The organism is Pseudomonas sp. P1_F7 (assembly GCF_056405655.1).
Genome location: NZ_JBFUBR010000004.1, coordinates 436,835 through 454,415, shown reverse-complemented (window position 1 = coordinate 454,415; position 17,581 = coordinate 436,835). Strand labels below are relative to the sequence as shown.

Annotated in this window: 17 protein-coding genes and 4 tRNA genes; 15 read left to right on the top strand and 6 right to left on the bottom strand. The window is 58.3% G+C overall.

Going from position 1 to position 17,581, the window contains the following annotated elements; translation table 11 throughout:
• The first annotated feature begins 178 nt into the window (after positions 1 to 178).
• The 7 genes from ltaE to AC1D1M_RS08340 all read left to right on the top strand — a co-directional run bounded on the left by ltaE (position 179) and on the right by AC1D1M_RS08340 (position 6,147).
• Entirely contained in the window at positions 179 to 1,183 is a 1,005-nt protein-coding gene (gene ltaE, locus AC1D1M_RS08370; protein ID WP_477775261.1) for a low-specificity L-threonine aldolase, read from the top strand.
• A gap of 146 nt (positions 1,184 to 1,329) precedes the next feature.
• Entirely contained in the window at positions 1,330 to 3,951 is a 2,622-nt protein-coding gene (gene alaS, locus AC1D1M_RS08365; RefSeq protein WP_477775260.1) for an alanine--tRNA ligase, read from the top strand.
• 91 nt (positions 3,952 to 4,042) lie between these two features.
• A complete protein-coding gene (locus AC1D1M_RS08360; protein WP_007971040.1) occupies positions 4,043 to 5,284 on the top strand; it encodes an aspartate kinase in 1,242 nt (413 codons plus the stop codon).
• Between the two features lie 188 nt (positions 5,285 to 5,472).
• The gene (csrA, locus tag AC1D1M_RS08355; RefSeq protein ID WP_002554426.1) at positions 5,473 to 5,661 is read left to right on the top strand and encodes a carbon storage regulator CsrA; all 189 of its coding nucleotides are present in this window, start codon (positions 5,473 to 5,475) and stop codon (positions 5,659 to 5,661) included.
• 62 nt (positions 5,662 to 5,723) lie between these two features.
• Positions 5,724 to 5,814: transfer RNA gene (locus AC1D1M_RS08350), tRNA-Ser, on the top strand.
• A gap of 107 nt (positions 5,815 to 5,921) precedes the next feature.
• Positions 5,922 to 5,998 (top strand) — tRNA-Arg (locus AC1D1M_RS08345).
• A 72-nt stretch (positions 5,999 to 6,070) separates the two neighbouring features.
• A tRNA-Arg gene (locus AC1D1M_RS08340) sits at positions 6,071 to 6,147 on the top strand.
• A gap of 19 nt (positions 6,148 to 6,166) precedes the next feature.
• Here the strand turns inward: AC1D1M_RS08340 and AC1D1M_RS08335 are convergent.
• On the bottom strand, positions 6,167 to 6,685 hold the full coding sequence (locus AC1D1M_RS08335) for a cell envelope protein SmpA (protein WP_477775278.1): 519 nt from the start codon (positions 6,683 to 6,685) through the stop codon (positions 6,167 to 6,169).
• A 321-nt stretch (positions 6,686 to 7,006) separates the two neighbouring features.
• Between AC1D1M_RS08335 and mgtE the strand changes: the two genes are divergently transcribed.
• Complete coding sequence (mgtE, locus tag AC1D1M_RS08330) at positions 7,007 to 8,449, top strand: magnesium transporter (protein ID WP_103397747.1); 1,443 nt, start codon at positions 7,007 to 7,009, stop codon at positions 8,447 to 8,449.
• 102 nt (positions 8,450 to 8,551) lie between these two features.
• On the opposite strand, the gene AC1D1M_RS08325 is transcribed toward mgtE, so the two are convergent.
• Positions 8,552 to 8,878, bottom strand: a complete 327-nt coding sequence (locus AC1D1M_RS08325; protein WP_077048487.1) for an Arc family DNA-binding protein — start codon at positions 8,876 to 8,878, stop codon at positions 8,552 to 8,554.
• Positions 8,879 to 8,988: 110 nt separating this feature from the next.
• Between AC1D1M_RS08325 and AC1D1M_RS08320 the strand changes: the two genes are divergently transcribed.
• A complete protein-coding gene (locus AC1D1M_RS08320) occupies positions 8,989 to 9,222 on the top strand; it encodes a hypothetical protein (RefSeq protein WP_477775281.1) in 234 nt (77 codons plus the stop codon).
• Positions 9,223 to 9,291: 69 nt separating this feature from the next.
• Here the strand turns inward: AC1D1M_RS08320 and AC1D1M_RS08315 are convergent, their stop codons facing one another.
• Positions 9,292 to 9,471, bottom strand: coding sequence for a PA3371 family protein (locus AC1D1M_RS08315; RefSeq protein ID WP_477775259.1), 180 nt, complete (start codon positions 9,469 to 9,471; stop codon positions 9,292 to 9,294).
• Between the two features lie 23 nt (positions 9,472 to 9,494).
• Positions 9,495 to 9,716 (bottom strand): hypothetical protein, encoded by a 222-nt coding sequence (locus AC1D1M_RS08310; RefSeq protein WP_477775258.1) that lies wholly within the window; start codon positions 9,714 to 9,716, stop codon positions 9,495 to 9,497.
• Positions 9,717 to 10,005: 289 nt separating this feature from the next.
• Here AC1D1M_RS08310 and AC1D1M_RS08305 point away from each other — a divergent pair.
• A tRNA-Arg gene (locus tag AC1D1M_RS08305) sits at positions 10,006 to 10,082 on the top strand.
• 6 nt (positions 10,083 to 10,088) lie between these two features.
• A complete protein-coding gene (locus tag AC1D1M_RS08300) occupies positions 10,089 to 10,595 on the top strand; it encodes a hypothetical protein (protein WP_477775257.1) in 507 nt (168 codons plus the stop codon).
• 30 nt (positions 10,596 to 10,625) lie between these two features.
• On the opposite strand, the gene AC1D1M_RS08295 is transcribed toward AC1D1M_RS08300, so the two are convergent.
• Together AC1D1M_RS08295 and AC1D1M_RS08290 are read right to left on the bottom strand one after the other, a co-directional pair.
• A complete protein-coding gene (locus tag AC1D1M_RS08295; protein WP_477775256.1) occupies positions 10,626 to 11,345 on the bottom strand; it encodes a response regulator transcription factor in 720 nt (239 codons plus the stop codon).
• Positions 11,342 to 11,605, bottom strand: coding sequence for a hypothetical protein (locus AC1D1M_RS08290; protein WP_477775255.1), 264 nt, complete (start codon positions 11,603 to 11,605; stop codon positions 11,342 to 11,344). The genes AC1D1M_RS08295 and AC1D1M_RS08290 overlap by 4 nt, the downstream gene beginning before the upstream one ends.
• Positions 11,606 to 12,337: 732 nt before the next feature.
• Here AC1D1M_RS08290 and AC1D1M_RS08285 point away from each other — a divergent pair.
• The 4 genes from AC1D1M_RS08285 to AC1D1M_RS08270 all read left to right on the top strand — a co-directional run bounded on the left by AC1D1M_RS08285 (position 12,338) and on the right by AC1D1M_RS08270 (position 17,524).
• The gene (locus tag AC1D1M_RS08285; RefSeq protein ID WP_477775254.1) at positions 12,338 to 13,942 is read left to right on the top strand and encodes a response regulator; all 1,605 of its coding nucleotides are present in this window, start codon (positions 12,338 to 12,340) and stop codon (positions 13,940 to 13,942) included.
• Positions 13,939 to 14,631, top strand: coding sequence for a sensor histidine kinase (locus AC1D1M_RS08280; RefSeq protein ID WP_477775253.1), 693 nt, complete (start codon positions 13,939 to 13,941; stop codon positions 14,629 to 14,631). Before AC1D1M_RS08285 ends, AC1D1M_RS08280 begins: the two co-directional genes overlap by 4 nt.
• A gap of 201 nt (positions 14,632 to 14,832) precedes the next feature.
• A complete protein-coding gene (locus AC1D1M_RS08275) occupies positions 14,833 to 16,077 on the top strand; it encodes a glutamine synthetase family protein (protein ID WP_477775277.1) in 1,245 nt (414 codons plus the stop codon).
• A gap of 70 nt (positions 16,078 to 16,147) precedes the next feature.
• Positions 16,148 to 17,524 (top strand): MFS transporter, encoded by a 1,377-nt coding sequence (locus AC1D1M_RS08270; protein ID WP_477775252.1) that lies wholly within the window; start codon positions 16,148 to 16,150, stop codon positions 17,522 to 17,524.
• Positions 17,525 to 17,581: the final 57 nt, after the last annotated feature.

The following is a 17,581-nucleotide window of genomic DNA, read 5'->3' as shown; positions in this document are numbered from 1 at the left end:
CGGCGCAGCGTTTTTATCACATATTTCCGACATGCGCATGGCCCCTTTTGGATGATTGTCATCGACTTTTCCGTTGGTTTGATCGGCCTTTTCCTACGCAAGGGTTGATTAATCGTCGCCATGCCCGCAGTAATTCCTTCCTGAAAGGGATTTTCCCCTGCTTACCGAGGCCAGATTCATGAGTGTTATCGATCTTCGCAGCGACACCGTCACCCAACCTTGCGCCGGCATGCTCGACGCGATGGCCAAAGCCGCCACCGGCGATGACGTGTATGGCGAAGATCCGACGGTCAATCACCTGGAAGCCGAACTGGCCAGGCGCCTGGGATTTGCCGCGGCACTGTTCGTGCCGACCGGCACCATGAGCAACCTGTTGGGTTTGATGGCCCATTGCGAGCGCGGAGACGAGTACATCGTCGGCCAGCAGGCCCACACTTATAAGTACGAAGGTGGTGGTGCAGCGGTGCTCGGTTCTATCCAGCCGCAACCGCTGGAAGTGCAGGCCGATGGTTCGCTGGACCTGGCGCAGATCGTGGCGGCGATCAAACCGGACGACTTCCACTTCGCACGCACCCGTTTGCTGGCGCTGGAAAACACCATGCAGGGCAAAGTCCTGCCGCTGGAGTATCTGGCCCGGGCGCGCAGTTTTACCCGCGAGCATGGCTTGCAACTGCACCTGGACGGCGCACGGCTGTACAACGCGGCAGTGAAGCTGGGTGTGGATGCCCGGGAAATCACCCAACATTTTGATTCGGTCTCGGTTTGCCTGTCCAAAGGGCTTGGCGCACCGGTCGGTTCGGTGCTCTGCGGCTCGGTCGAGCTGATCGGCAAGGCCCGGCGCTTGCGCAAAATGGTCGGTGGCGGCATGCGTCAGGCCGGGATTCTCGCGGCGGCGGGCCTGTATGCGCTGGATAATAACGTTCAGCGCCTGGCCGATGACCATGCCAACGCGCAGTTGCTGGCCGAAGGCTTGCGTGGGGCGGGTTTCGAGGTCGAGCCGGTGCAGACCAACATGGTTTACGTGCAGATGGGCGAGAAGGCCGAGGCCATCAAGGTGTTTGCAGCCGAGCGCGGGATCAAGCTCAGTGCCGCCGCCCGTCTGCGCATGGTCACGCACATGGACGTCAGCCGTGGGCAAATCGAGCAAGTCGTCGCGACATTCGTCGACTTTTCTAGCAAGTGACGGCGTTAACCGTCTAAATGAGTGTTTGCAACGTACAAACACACTGTACCTAGTCACTAACGCCGATATAATGCGGCCCTTTGCCGTCGCTTCGTCTGTTGACGTTTCGAACAGGCCTTTGGCCGCAGCCTCCGTGGAAGAACCTAATGAAAAGCGCAGAAATCCGTGAAGCCTTCCTTCGCTTCTTCGAAGAGCAAGGCCACACCCGTGTAGCCTCCAGCTCTTTGATTCCGGGCAACGACCCAACCCTGCTGTTCACTAACGCGGGGATGAACCAGTTCAAGGACTGCTTCCTGGGCCAGGAAAAGCGCGCGTACACCCGCGCGGTCAGCAGCCAGAAATGCGTGCGCGCCGGCGGCAAGCACAACGACCTGGAAAACGTCGGTTATACCGCCCGTCACCACACCTTCTTCGAAATGCTGGGTAACTTCAGTTTTGGTGATTATTTCAAGCGTGATGCCATCAGCTACGCCTGGAACTTCCTGACTTCCGACAAGTGGCTGAACCTGCCGAAGGAAAAGCTCTGGGTCACCGTCTACGCCAGCGATGACGAGGCGTACGACATCTGGACCAAGGACATCGGCGTTCCGGCCGAGCGCATGGTGCGCATTGGCGACAACAAGGGCGCGCCGTATGCCTCCGACAACTTCTGGACCATGGGCGATACCGGCCCGTGCGGTCCTTGCACCGAGATTTTCTATGATCACGGCGCCGACATCTGGGGCGGTCCACCGGGCTCGCCGGAAGAAGACGGCGACCGTTACATCGAAATCTGGAACAACGTGTTCATGCAGTTCAACCGCACCGCCGATGGCGTGTTGCACCCGCTGCCAGCGCCGTCGGTCGACACCGGCATGGGCCTGGAGCGGATCAGTGCCGTGCTGCAGCACGTTCACTCGAACTATGAAATCGACCTGTTCCAGAGTTTGCTGAGCGCGTCGGCCAAGGCCATCGGTTGCACCAACGATGCCCAGGCTTCGCTGAAAGTCGTGGCTGACCACATTCGTTCCTGCGGTTTCCTGATTGCCGACGGCGTGTTGCCATCCAACGAAGGCCGTGGCTACGTGCTGCGCCGGATCATCCGTCGTGCCTGCCGTCACGGTAACAAGCTGGGTGCCAAGGGCAGCTTCTTCTATCAGATCGTCGCGGCCCTGGTTGCCGAGATGGGCGAAGCGTTCCCGGAGCTGAAATCCCAGCAGGCGCACATCGAACGCGTGCTGAAGGCCGAAGAAGAGCAATTCGCCAAGACCCTGGAGCAGGGCCTGAAGATTCTCGAGCAGGATCTGGCTGAACTCAAAGGCGAAGTGGTGCCGGGCGACGTGGTGTTCAAACTCTACGACACCTACGGTTTCCCGATGGACCTGACCGGCGACATCGCTCGCGAACGCAGCCTGACCATCGACGAAGAAGGTTTCGAGCGTGAGATGGAGGCCCAGCGCGTCCGTGCCCGTTCCGCCAGTTCCTTCGGCATGGACTACAACAGCCTGGTCAAGGTTGACGTGGCCACCGAGTTCACCGGTTACATCGCTCACAGCGGTTCCGCCAAAATCGTTGCGCTGTATAAAGATGGCCAGTCGGTCGACGTATTGAGCGAAGGCGATGAGGGCGTGATCGTTCTCGACAAGACGCCGTTCTACGCCGAGTCCGGTGGCCAGGTCGGTGATTGCGGTTACCTGCAGGTGGGCAGCGCGCGTTTCGACGTGCGTGACACCACCAAGACCGGCGGTGCATTCCTGCACCACGGTATCCTGGATTCGGGTAGCCTGATCGTCGGTGCGCCGGTCGAGACCCACGTTGACGCCGAGGTGCGTCACGCCACGTCGTTGAACCACTCCGCGACTCACTTGCTGCACGCTGCATTGCGCCAGGTGCTGGGCGATCACGTTCAGCAGAAAGGCTCGCTGGTCGACAGTCAGCGCCTGCGCTTCGACTTCAGCCACTTCGAAGCCATCAAGCCTGAACAACTGAAAGCGCTGGAAGACATCGTCAACGCCGAGATTCGCAAGAACTCCGAAGTTGAAACCGAAGAAACCGATATCGAAACCGCCAAGCAGAAAGGCGCCATGGCGCTGTTCGGCGAGAAGTACGGCGATAACGTGCGCGTACTGAGCATGGGCGATTTCTCCGTCGAGCTGTGCGGCGGTATCCACGCCAACCGTACCGGCGACATCGGCCTGCTGAAAATCATCAGCGAAGGCGGTGTGGCATCGGGTGTGCGTCGTATCGAAGCCGTCACCGGTGCGCAAGCGCTGGCCTACTTGAACTCGGCGGAAGAACAACTCAAGGAAGCGGCCAGCCTGGTCAAGGGCAGCCGCGACAATCTGATCGACAAGCTGTCGGCTGTGCTGGAGCGCAACCGTCTGCTGGAGAAGCAACTCGAGCAGTTGCAAGCCAAGGCTGCCAGTGCCGCAGGCGACGATCTGTCGGCCCAGGCGCTGGACGTCAAGGACGTGAAAGTGCTGGCCGTGCGTCTGGACGGTCAGGATGGCAAGGCGCTGCTGGCGCTGGTCGATCAACTGAAAAACAAACTCGGCCGCGCAGTGATCCTGCTCGGCAGTGTCCATGAGGAAAAGGTCGTTCTGGTTGCTGGCGTAACCAAAGACCTGACTGGCCAACTCAAAGCCGGTGATTTGATGAAGCAAGCCGCTGCGGCAGTGGGCGGGAAGGGTGGTGGTCGTCCAGACATGGCGCAAGGCGGCGGTACCGACGCTGGCGCACTGGATGCGGCACTGGCCCTGACCGTTCCGTTTGTAGAGCAGGGTCTATAAGGCAGTGCTTGCGGCCCGCAGTCTAGTGGTGGGCCGCAACGCTGTTTGAGTGATTATTTGGGCGCCCTTCATGGGCAGAGGCGGCTTTGAAATGGCTTTGATCGTACAGAAATTTGGAGGCACCTCGGTCGGCACCGTCGAGAGAATCGAACAGGTCGCCGACAAGGTTAAGAAATTCCGCGATGCCGGCGATGACCTGGTGGTTGTGCTGTCTGCAATGAGCGGCGAAACCAACCGTCTGATCGATCTGGCCAAGCAAATCAGTGGCGACGGCCAACCGGTTCCGCGCGAGCTGGACGTGATCGTTTCCACCGGTGAGCAGGTGACGATTGCCCTGTTGGCCATGGCGCTGATCAAGCGCGGCGTGCCGGCGGTGTCCTACACCGGCAACCAGGTGCGGATTCTGACGGATAGCGCGCACAATAAAGCGCGTATCTTGCAGATTGATGATCAGAAGATTCGCGGTGATCTGAAGGCAGGTCGTGTGGTAGTGGTCGCCGGTTTCCAGGGCGTCGACGAGCACGGCAATATCACCACCCTCGGTCGTGGTGGTTCCGACACCACCGGCGTGGCGCTGGCGGCAGCCCTGAAGGCTGACGAATGCCAGATCTATACCGACGTCGACGGCGTCTACACCACCGACCCGCGTGTGGTGTCCGTGGCTCAGCGCCTGGACAAGATCACCTTCGAAGAGATGCTGGAAATGGCCAGCCTCGGTTCCAAGGTGTTGCAGATCCGCGCGGTCGAGTTCGCCGGCAAGTACAACGTTCCGCTGCGCGTACTGCACAGCTTCAAGGAGGGTCCGGGCACCCTCATTACTATTGATGAAGAGGAAACCATGGAACAGCCGATCATTTCCGGTATCGCTTTCAACCGCGATGAAGCCAAGCTGACCATCCGTGGCGTGCCAGACATCCCGGGCGTTGCCTTCAAGATTCTCGGCCCGATCAGTGCCGCGAACATTGAAGTCGACATGATCGTGCAGAACGTCGCGCACGATAACACCACCGACTTCACCTTCACCGTGCACCGCAACGACTACCAGGCGGCGCAAGCCGTGCTGGAAAAGACCGCTGGCGAGCTGGGTGCCCGTGAAGTCGTGGGCGACACCAAGATCGCCAAGGTGTCGATCGTCGGCGTTGGCATGCGTTCTCACGCAGGCGTGGCCAGCCGTATGTTCGAATCCCTGGCCAAGGAAAGCATCAACATCCAGATGATCTCGACTTCGGAAATCAAAGTCTCCGTAGTGATCGAAGAGAAGTACCTGGAACTGGCTGTGCGCGCTCTGCACACGGCTTTCGAACTGGACGCACCGGCCCGCCAGGGCGAGTGATGCGTTTGCCAAAAGGCGCGGTCTGACCGCGCCTTTTGTTTTTTTGAATGGCGTGACCCTCGAGCCTGTTCTTTTGCTCGCGCTAGTCAATACTCAGGCATGTAGGGCTGCGACCGCTCCGGTTGTGGGTCGAGTGCCTTTTTTTTGCAGACTGTTGTCCCTGAAATGTAATGCGTGAGGAGAAAGGTATGCTGATTCTGACTCGTCGGTGCGCAGAAAGCCTGATTATTGGTGATGGCGAAATCACCGTGACCGTGCTCGGCGTCAAAGGAAATCAAGTGCGCATCGGTGTTAATGCCCCCAAAGAGGTGGCTGTTCACCGGGAAGAAATTTACCTGCGTATCAAGAAAGAGAAGGACGAAGAACCAAGCCATTAATTTTTATCGTTTTTTATGTTTGCAAACGGGGAAGAAGCTGGTTAATATACGCCCCGTGTTGCGGAGAGCTGGCCGAGTGGCCGAAGGCGCTCCCCTGCTAAGGGAGTACACCTCAAAAGGGTGTCGGGGGTTCGAATCCCCCGTTCTCCGCCATTATTTGCGTAGTACGTTGTAATCTGGCTTCTTCGGTAAGTTGTTGAAATTACTAGAAAAAGTGCTTGACATAGAGATTAGACGGCCTATAATGCGCGGCAACAAATGCACTCGTAGCTCAGCTGGATAGAGTACTCGGCTACGAACCGAGCGGTCACAGGTTCGAATCCTGTCGAGTGCACCATTTAAGAGTTAGTTGCAGTAATGCAAGTAACTTGGCTTCAACCAGTTGTGGTCTGGTCTAAAAACACAAAATGCACTCGTAGCTCAGCTGGATAGAGTACTCGGCTACGAACCGAGCGGTCACAGGTTCGAATCCTGTCGAGTGCACCATACAACAGAAAGCCCGCATCTAATGCGGGCTTTTTGCCGTCCGGGATTTGGCTTTTCCTTTCGTGCATCCCCTCTCGTCGAACTCCACCTGTGCACTGCGACCTCGCAGGGTGTCGTAGCGGTAGCTCGTGGTTGAATTGCGAATACTGATCTTGTCCGGCTTGCCGAGGGCGCTTTCGACGTCTTGCTGGCTCATGCCGGCGACCACTCGCTGATTGATGATCGCCTCTCGGCGCTCCCTGGCACTGATCAGGTTTCCACACTTGTCCTGCGCCTGACCGACCACGGTCGGCTCTTTCCTTGGGATTTTCATTCCTGATGTTTCACGGGGTTCGGCTGGCGGCATAAGCGCCATCGTGCTGCCGGGTGTAAAGGCGCGGATGTCCTGAAGTGAAACGCTTTCTCCCACGGCACAACTCAGTGTGGTGAAGGTAATGCGCCCATTGGCCGCCTCGCAGCGCTGAACGGTGGTGGCGAGCGCCAGGGGCAGGGGGCTGACCAGACCGAGCAGTAAAAAGAATTGTGCAACTGATGGCATCAGGCGTCCTCCATGACGTTCCTTTTCAAGGGTAGCGGCTACAATTTTCGAAGGGTGGTGTGTTTTCTTTTCAGAATACGTCGTCGCATTTTTGTGGATCAGGACGATGCTTAAGTTTGTTGTGCAAGCGCTTGTTTCAGCCAAGATTTTTTAACGTTTAAAACCGTCAGGCGGTGTATCATTGCGCCCGTCAGCCCCGCCGGGGCTTGTGGAATACCTCCATGGACTTACCCAGTAGTTACTCAGTACCCCGTTTCACCAATCATGAATTGACTGATTGATCCTTCCGGCGTGCCCCGCTGCTGGGAGTGGAGTTCGCCTATGTCCGATGTTGAAGTAAAGAAAACGCAGGAAAGCTTGCAGGATCGCCTGGCTCAGGTGGTTGAGTTGCTGCAGCGCCAGCGAGTGGTAGAAGACCTGACTCACCGCCAGGAAGGCCCGCATCATGACCGGGTCGAGAACCTGGTCCACCGGCAGAACCTTGTCGAGTTGCAACGCAAGCTCGATGACCTGCACTCCGCCGACGTCGCCTACATCCTTGAAGCCTTGCCGCTGGACGATCGTCTGACGCTCTGGCAACTGGTCAAGGCCGATCGCGACGGCGACATCCTTCTTGAAGTATCCGATTCGGTTCGTGAATCGCTGATCGCCGACATGGACGATCACGAGCTCCTGGCAGCGGCCAAGGACATGGATGCCGACGAACTCGCTGACCTGGCCTCCGAGCTGCCGCGAGACGTCGTCCATGAGCTCATGGAGACCCTCGACCAGCAACAACGCGAGCGCGTGCGTTCGGCACTGTCCTACGATGAGGAACAGGTCGGTGCGCTGATGGACTTCGAGATGGTGACCATCCGCGAGGATGTCAGCCTTGAAGTGGTCTTGCGTTATCTGCGTCGTCTCAAGGAGTTGCCGGGCCACACCGACAAACTGTTCGTGGTCGATTACGACGGCGTCCTCAAGGGCGTGTTGCCGATCAAGCGTTTGCTGGTCAACGATCCGGACAAACAGGTTTCCGAGGTAATGGCCAGCGATCCGGTGAGTTTCCATCCGGACGAAGACGCCTACGATGCGGCCCAGGCGTTCGAGCGTTATGACTTGATCTCCGCGCCCGTGGTCGACAAGAACGGCAAGCTGATCGGCCGTCTGACCATCGATGAAATGGTCGACCTGATCCGTGAAGAGAGCGAAAGCGAAGTTCTCAACATGGCGGGTCTGCGTGAAGAAGAAGATATTTTTGCGTCGGTCTGGAAATCCCTGCGTAACCGTTGGGCCTGGCTGGCGATCAACCTGATTACCGCGTTCGTGGCTTCTCGGGTCATCGGTTTGTTTGAAGGTTCGATCGAGAAGCTCGTGGCGCTTGCGGCTTTGATGCCGATCGTGGCGGGGATCGGTGGTAACTCGGGTAACCAGACCATCACCATGATTGTTCGGGCCATGGCGCTGGACCAGGTGAGCACCGGCAACACCTCGCGCCTGATGCGCAAAGAATTGGCAGTCGCGTTGATCAACGGCGTGATCTGGGGCGGGGTGATTGGTGTGGTTGCCTACCTGCTCTATGGCAGTTGGTCATTGGGCGTGGTGATGACCGCCGCGATGACGCTCAACTTGCTACTGGCCGCGTTGATGGGGGTTTTGATCCCGATGACCCTGGCAAAGATGGGGCGCGATCCGGCAATGGGTGCCAGTGTGATGATTACTGCCATGACCGACAGCGGAGGCTTTTTCATCTTCCTCGGGCTGGCGACAATCTTCTTGCTCTGATGTCCTGTTCATTGAAAACCCGCCATTTGGCGGGTTTTTTTGTGCCTGAATTTCAGGCAAAAAAAAGCCAGCGATCAGACTGGCTTGAGCTTTCTGGCTGAATCAGGACGCGTCGGCGGCCATTTCAGCGTCATGGGCGATCAGCGAAACCAGGGCGTTCTGCTGACGATGGGAGAGTTGGCGGAAGCGCTGCAGCAGTTCCCGTTCGTGCAAGGAAAGCTCCGGGCTGTCCAGGCGCATGCTCAACTCTTCTCCCAGTGCGCCTTCCTGAATAAGACTCTGCTCAAGGCGCGCAATGATTTCGGAGTTCATGCTGCGATGATGATTGCGAGCCACCTCGGCAATGCGTTCACGCATTCCGTCTGGCAGACGTACGACGAACTTGTCAGCCGTACGGCTGGAATAAACTGCCTGTTTCAATGGGCGCATATATTTAACCGGTTAGTTCAGGGGAGCGGTTTTCGGGATTGGCCGCAGGATGTCTGGTAGGACAAGCGCTCTGACCAAATGTTCAACCTGAATTGATAGAGGCGCGCATCATGCCTCAAACCAGCCAGATCCTTGGCGTCAATTCTGTGACAAATATTGAACTGTATAAAGGCTTTCTGCCAGCACCAATTATCAGAAATGCAGACTGGTTTGAAAAGTTCGACCGGGCCGTATCGCTTAGCGCTTTCTCCGCCCGACGAAAGGTTTCTGACGGTCAGGAGAAAGTGGACTCGATCCCTGTTCCTTGCCTTTTACAGAATAGTGGCAAATGGCCGATTTACTAGGGGAAGTCGTTTAGAGAGGGGGATTCAGGATGGATGGCAGACCCTTGCACCGGATCTGCCAAGCCAGGATTAACGCAGCACCGGATCAAACTTGATCTTGCGCCCGGCAATCAATGCGAGCACGAACAACGCGCTGAATACACCACAGGCGATCAGGGGGAGGGTGACGACCATGTCCTGGGTCAATGCCAGATGAAAAATGCCGCTCAACAAGGCGAGGATGAAGAAACTCGCGGCTGATCTGGACATGCTGTGCTCCTGGTGAGGGTCATTCAAAATGCCAAACGTTCGGCAGACGGAGCCGGCACCAGGATGTTTTCCTGGCTGATAAAGCTGTACTGGTCGCTCATCACCGCCAACTGCGGCGCTTTCTGCAGTTGAAGGGAATGCGGCATTCGCTGGGCAACCTGCGTAGCACCGCTCTCGGGGGTAAAATGAAAACCCGGCAAAACCGTCAGGACAATTGCATTCGAGAGTAAAAGGGCGCTGTTCATGAGGCGGGCCTCCATTGTTCTGCGAGAACAGTTGAGGCAGCTCGCATGCCAGAGTCTATCGACAATTAAATTCTTTAAAAACAATGAATTAACTTATTTTCGCGAAAGCCCTGTCTTGCATTTTGCAATGATTTTTTTTGCGGTGATGCAATTTGCACGGTAAACAAGTCCGCGCCCGGCAGAGGTGTCTGCCTACACTTAAAAAGCCTACGGACGACATGACAAAAGCCAGCCCGGCCGTTAACATGCACGCCGTCCATCGCGCCGCGTTTCTTCGCGTCCGACTTGTGTCTCAGTAGCTCAATTGGATAGAGCATCCCCCTCCTAAGGGGAAGGTTGGCAGTTCGAACCTGCCCTGGGACACCATATTTTTTGCAGCTCCCCCGCCTATACACTCCGTTCGTCACCACCGACCTTAGAGACTATGCCCTCGGCAGCACCGCCATCATCACGGCCAGCGGCTTCGCCGCCGGCAGCACAGTGACGCTCGAAGTGGACCACGCCGTCGGTGCCGGCGCGGATAGCGTATGGGGCACGTCCGACGATGTGCTCGATACCGACACGGGCGAGGGGCACGAGCCCTGGTCCGTGACCGACGGCGCCGCCGGCGATCTCGACGGCCAAGTCAACGGCAGTGTTACGACCTCGTGGTACGTGAATCCCGACGACTCGGCAGGCGCGACGTTTCTGCTCACCGCGGCCTCTGCAGGCGCCGATGGTTTGCTCGGCACCGACACGCCGCTGAGCTATGCCCTGTCGAGTAACACCAGCGGCTTGCTGGCGCTGAGCTCGGGCGGGGTGGCGCTGGTCTACAGCGTCCTGGGCGATACATTCACCGCCAAGGCCGGCGACAGGGTGACGGCCTACCCCCGAAAGTGAGGGGCAGACCGTCTTGTATTGACTTGAAATTCAATCCAGTTCCACCCAGGCGGAGTTGGGCGGTGCTTTTTTGTTGGTGAGCCCGTGTTTCAGCGCATACATCAGCAAGTCGATGCGGTTGATGAGATCAAGCTTTTGATAGATGTTGCTGAGGTGGTTGTGCACGGTGTGCTCGCTGATCCCCAGGCGCCCGGCGATGCTCACATATTTGGCGGACGGTTCGCCCACGATGGCGCAGATCAGTTCTCTCTCACGTAGCGTCAACCGCGCCTGTTTCGCCCGCTCCAGATTGCATTTCAAGGGTATATGCCCGCTCGCAGAATAGCCGGAAAGGCCGCCAGCCCAGGCTCTATCCATTGCAATGTCGCTATGGTGGACCTTGAGGATGGCCTGGACAATCGATTCCGTCGGGTCTTCCGCCAGCACGATGCCGCGAGCGCCAGCCTCTATCGCTTGGGCAGCGGGAACGGCTTCGTACAGGCCCTTGAGCAGCAGCACTTTCATTTCAACGTTACGGCTGAGTCCCGCGACGACATCCAGAGGATTCAGAGCATCCGGAAAGAAACTGAAAAAAATGACATTGGGCCGTAACTGATCGGCAAGATCCAGCGCATGGGTATAGGTGGTGGCCTGGCCTGTCACTTCCATCCGGGGTTTTCTGGCATCAATCAAGTCGTGAAGGCCCTTAAGCACGAGGGGGCGACAATCGATCAACATCACGCCTATTGGTTTTTCCTGGTCAGTGATCATCTTCCTGACCCCCTTGAAAAACCAGCGATGGCCTCCACCCGCTCGCCTTCCTGGATCAGCAACTTGCTCGCTGTGTCGCTGCGATTGAAGGACAAGTTTGAACGCGGGGAGGCTGTGATGGTGCCCGCCCAGGCATTGGCAACCACCGGCCCTTGGGCCATATCCATCAACAGCAGCGGCAGGGAGGGCGAACGTTTACAAAAGGCAGGCAAAGCCCGAGAGAGAAAGTAAATACGAATAATTATCAATGGAATACGCATGATGATGTGCTCCCGCGCGCCTCTCAACGGAGTCTAGGTCAGCCCGGAGCGCTACTAGCCTGACCATCCGTCAGTCCTCGATACAGGCCCGGTACGGGTAGGCCTGACCGATGTTTTCAAGGAGGGGGGGTAACCCTCGAAAATCAAGGTTTTAGACTCGCCACAGTTGACCTGCGACCAAAGTCTGATACTGATCAGAATCGTCAATTAATCGACGAGTGGTGTGCAGTTAGGAGTGCTAGTTTCGATTTAGTCAATTTATCGGCGAAGCCTGCCTGGCCGAGCCACCTGCAAGTCAGAGCTTGGCGAAATCAGTGAAAAGCACTGGCCGCTCCCGTCCTGCGGGTTCGAAATAGCAACTGATGCCCGCGCCACCGCGTATGCGTCCGGCAAACTCGTGTGCTGGGTCGGCAGGACGGGCCCGGCATTTGCCGACGTTCATTTATCAGCACTTTTTTGTGCGCGAAGTCTCGTTTTCAGTAACGCCTTCACATATTCAGAGTGAGCATTGGGGCAGGTTCTCAAGGGAATGCCATGGCTGGCCGATAACCCGGACAGTTACGAGCTTCTTCGTCTCTCGCGGTCAATGCATATGCTGATTGGCAATGAGAAGGTGTTTGATGGCTAAGGGCTACCAGCTATCATCTGCGCGCCAAATCAAGGGCTGCGAAGCTGAGTCCGTCCGTGTATTTGTCTTTGGGTTCTTCTTCTTAAATTGCCTGGAAATCTTCGATGCTGTCGTATCACCAAAAGCGTTTTCTGATCGTCGATGATTTCTCGGACTTCCGCAGTTCGGTCAGGTCGATGCTGCGCGAACTGGGCGTCAAGGAAGTGGACACTGCCGATACCGGCGAGCAGGCGCTGAAAATGTGCTCGCAGAAGCAATACGACTTCATCCTGCAGGACTTTCATCTGGGTGACGGCAAGAAGAACGGCCAGCAGGTACTCGAAGACCTGATGGAAGAAAAGCTGATCAGCCATGAAGCGGTGTTCGTCATGGTCACCGCCGAAACCAGCCAGGCCATGGTGCTCAGTGCGCTGGAGCACGAGCCCGATGCCTACCTGACCAAGCCGTTCAACCGTTCCAGCCTGGCCCAGCGCCTGGAGCGCCTGGAGCAGCGTAAGACCCTGCTCAAGCCGATCCTGCAGGCCCTCGATCGAGGCAAGCCGATGGAGGTGCTAAGCGCCTGCATCGCCCTGTGCAAACAAGATATCCGTTACTCGCCGTTGTGCCTGCGCTATCGCGCCGACGCCCTGTGCGACCTCAATCAGAACGAAGCGCTGGAGCGGCTGTACGACGGCATCATCGCCGACCGTCCATTGCCATGGGCGTTTGCCGGGTTGGGCAAGCTGCTGTTCAAGCGAGGTCAGGTCGGGCAGGCCAAAGGCATTTACGAAAAAGCCCTGAAAGTTTTCCCGATGATGCCGTCGCTGTATGACGGCATGGCTGACGTACTGGTCGCCGAAGGGGACACCAAGGGTGCGCAGCGCGTCCTGGAGGAGGCGATTCGCCTGTCGCCGCTGGCGGTGCGTCGCCAGGCGTTGCTCGGTAAGCTGGCGATGACCAACGAGGACTTCGACACCGCCTCCAAAGCCTATCGCCAGGCTGTGGCCCAAGGCGCGCAATCACGTTTCAAGGATCCTGAAAGTAACCTCGGCCTGGCTCACGCCTTGATCAGCAAGGGTCGCGACAGGGGGCTGGATACCCGCACTCGACTGGAAATCAATACCACGCTGAGCGCAGTGGCCAAGGACAACCCTGGCGACCCTGGCCTGCAGATTCGTGCGCGCTTGATGAAGGCCACCAGCCTGTTGATCAACGATGCGGAAACCGCCGACAAGCTCACCGAGCAGGCCCTGTTGCGCCTCGATGGCATGGAGCAATTCATGAGCGCCGAAGCGGCCCTGCTGGTGGCCAAGCAGCTGAAAATGCTTGGGCAGACCGAAGCCGGCACCGCGATGCTGAAAAACTGCGTGGAAATTTACGGCGACGATCCGGTGGTCATGAAGGACATCGCCAAGCAGACCGACGACCCGAGCATCCTCAATTCCGGCAACGCCGCCGCGGAACTCAACCGTCAGGGCGTGCGCGTGTACAAGACCGGCAATCTGGTGGAAGCCCGGCAGGCGTTCCGCAAAGCCCTGGCGATGCAGCCGAAGAACATCAGTATCGCCCTGAACCTGGCGCAGTCGTTGTTGCACGGCACCGATACCAGCGTTCCTTCGGCGGAGCTGGAAGATTGCCGGGCCTGCCTGAAAATGGTCGGCCTGATGCCCGACTCCGATGCGCGCTATCCGCGTTACCAGAAGCTGAAAAGCAAGGCGTTTGGCCAATGAACGACAACCAACAGTCACTGGATTTCTCCACGGTGATCGCCTCTACCGTGCACGACATGAAGAACTCGCTGGCCATGCTGATGCAGGCCCACAGCCAGTGGCTGGCGCGATTGCCGGAGTCGGCGCAGCAGACGCCGGAGCGGGGCGTGATCGACTTCGAGTTCGCCCACCTCAACGGCATGCTGGTGCAGTTGCTGGGGCTGTATAAGCTCGGCGTCAACCAGATGCCGTTGCAGCCGGCCTACCATGAGCTGGACGACTTCATCGAAGCGCAACTGGCTTGCCATCAGGAGGTGTTCGCCAGCCGCGGCATCATGGCCACCTATGAAGTGGACCCGCTGAGCCCGCTGGGTTTCTTCGACCGTGAGCTGATCGCGTCGGTATTGGCCAACTGCATAAACAATGCGATTCGCTTTGCACGGCATGCCGTTCTGATCAGCGTCAGCGACGAAGCCGGGCAACTGGTGTTGACCATCAATGACGATGGCCAGGGGTATCCGGCGCGGATGATCGAGCGTCAGGCCGATTACGTGCAGGGCATCAATCAAAGCACCGGCAGCACCGGGCTGGGCCTGTACTTCGCCGGGCGAATTGCCGCGTTGCATCAACGCAATGGCGTCGGCGGGCGCACCGAAATCGGCAATGGCGGACCGTTGGGCGGTGGGGTGTTCCGTCTTTACCTGCCCTGACCGGCAGCATATTTTTCAACGCTGCTTGAAATTCCGAACACGCGGAGCCTATTTTGTACGGTCGCCGTTCGCGGCCCGTGCAATAACAAGGATAGCGTCATGACGACCGTTGGCCTGAGTTCACTCGCGCAGCGATTGACGGGCATTGATGAAGTTGAATGTGTCACGCCGGATTTGAACGGCGTACCACGGGGCAAAGTGATGACCTGCGAGGGGGTTCTCGACGGTCGACGTTTGCAGATGGCGCGGGGCGTGCTGCTGCAATGCATCATGGGCGGATATCCGCCGGCACGGTTTTACGGCAGCGATGATGGCGACCTGGCGCTGATCCCGGACCCTGCACAAATCCACCGTCTGCCCTGGAGCAATCCGCCGCGGGCCTTCGCCATTTGTGACGCAAATGAACTGGGTACCACCACCAGTTCCAACCTGTCGACCCGCGGTCAACTCAAGGCTGTGATTGCCCGTTACGCAGCCCGCGGCCTGGCGCCAGTCGTGGCTACCGAGCTCGAATTTTTTGTCTTCGCTCCCAACACCGATCCGACCCAGGCATTTCAGCCACCACTGGGGCTGGACGGTCGTCGGGAGGATGGTCAATCGGCGTTCAGCGTCAGCTCCAACAATGGGCTGCGCCCCTTTTTCAATGAAGTCTACGAGTGCATGGCTGCGTTAGGGTTGCCTCGTGATACGTTCATGCACGAAATGGGCGTCAGCCAGTTCGAGATCAATCTGCTGCATGGCGATCCATTGCTGCTGGCCGACCAGACGTTCCTGTTCAAACACTTGCTCAAGGAAGTTGCCCTCAAGCACGGCCTGAGCGTGGTGTGCATGGCCAAGCCGTTGCCGCATACGCCGGGCAGTTCGATGCATATTCACCAGAGCGTCGTCGAGATCGATTCGGGGCGTAACGTGTTCAGCGATGAGGCGGGGCAGGAGACGGCCATCTTCCGTCACTTCATTGCCGGTCAGCAAACGTGCATGGCCGACTTCACTGCATTGTTTGCGCCGAACGTGAACTCCTATCAGCGCTTGTGCCACCCATACGCCTCACCGAATAATGCTTGCTGGTCCCACGACAACCGGGCGGCCGGCCTGCGCATACCGGCCAGTTTGCCGGTGGCCCGTCGGGTCGAGAACCGCTTGCCGGGGGCCGATGCCAATCCGTATCTGGCGATAGCCGCAAGCCTGGCGGCGGGGTTGCATGGCATCGAGAACGCGCTGGAGCCGAGCGCGCCGATCCAGGGTGAATTCGAAGTGCCGGACAATCTTTCGTTGCCGTGTACCTTGCATGCGGCACTTGAGCGTCTGAAACGTAGCCAGTTGGCCAAGGAACTGTTCGGCGCGGAATTCATCGAAGGCTACATCGCTTCGAAGACCCTGGAGCTGTCCAGTTTCCATGATGAAATTACTCCCTGGGAACGGCGTGTTTTAGCAGCCCAGGCCTGACGATCCGTCGACATCCGGCTATCGTTTAGCGGTAGCCGATATTCACTGCAAGGAGCCGCTCGGAACGCCGATGCGCCAAATCTGGAAATCCTTTCGAGCACTGTATTTCGCCTCGCTGATGATGTTGATCGGCTCGGGCCTGTTGAGTACTTACCTGGGCTTGCGCCTGGCGGCCGACCATGTCGACAGCCTGTGGGTCGGTGCGTTGATGGCCGCCAACTACTTTGGCCTGGTGCTGGGGGGCAAGATCGGTCACCGGTTGATTGCCCGGGTCGGGCATATCCGGGCCTACTCGGCCTGTGCCGGAATCGTCGGCGCGGCGGTGTTGGGTCATGGCCTGATCGATTGGCTGCCGGCCTGGTTGTTCCTGCGGGTGATCGTCGGCCTGGGCATGATGTGCCAGTACATGGTGATCGAGAGCTGGCTGAACGAACAGGCCGAAGCCAGGCAGCGGGGGGTGGTGTTCAGCGGTTACATGATCGCCTCTTACCTGGGCCTGGTGATGGGGCAACTGATTCTGGTCATGCACCCGGCGCTGGGGCTGGAGCTGCTGATGCTGGTCGCTCTGTGTTTCGCCCTGTGCCTGGTGCCCGTGGCCCTGACCCGACGGATTCACCCGGCACCCTTGCATCCGGCGCCCATGGAACCACGGTTCTTTATCAAGCGTGTGCCGCAGTCATTGAGTACGGTGCTCGGGGCAGGCCTGATCGTCGGTTCGTTCTACGGTCTGGCGCCGCTGTATGCCTCGCAGCAGGGATTGTCCACGGAGCAGGTCGGTCTGTTCATGGGGTGCTGCATTTTTGCCGGGTTGCTGGTGCAGTGGCCGTTGGGCTGGTTGTCCGATCGCTACGATCGGGCCGTGTTGATCCGCAGTTTCGCCTTCAGCCTGGCACTGGCTGCACTGCCGCTGGCGATCATGCCGCAGGTGCCACTGGAGATTCTGTTTATTGCCGGTTTCGTCTGTTCGCTGGTGCAGTTCTGCCTGTATCCATTGGCAGTGGCGTTCTCCAACGACCATGTCGAAGGCGATCGCCGGGTGTCCCTGACGGCAATGTTGCTGGTGACCTACGGCGTTGGCGCGAGTATCGGACCGCTGGTGGCAGGCGTGCTGATGAAGCTGTTTGGCAGCCAGATGCTCTATGCCTTCTTCAGTTTCTTCGCGTTGGTGCTGGTGTGGCGGATTCGCCCGAAAGCAGTGACCAACCTGCATCAGGTCGACGACGCACCACTGCATCACGTGGCCATGCCGGACAATATGACGAGTTCACCGCTGGTGGCCTGCCTTGACCCGCGTGTCGATGAGCAGGTGGTGCAGGATCAGATGTGCAACCCGGTGAATCCGGAGCCGCCAGCCGAACCGGAAGCCGAATCAAAACCTGAAACCGATCAACCGCCAGAAGACCCTGACTCGGGGCGCGAGCAGAGCTTTACCGAGGTCAGGCCTTAAATCCAGGGCACAAAAAAACGGGCAGTCACCGCAAGGGACTGCCCGTTTTTTGTTGAC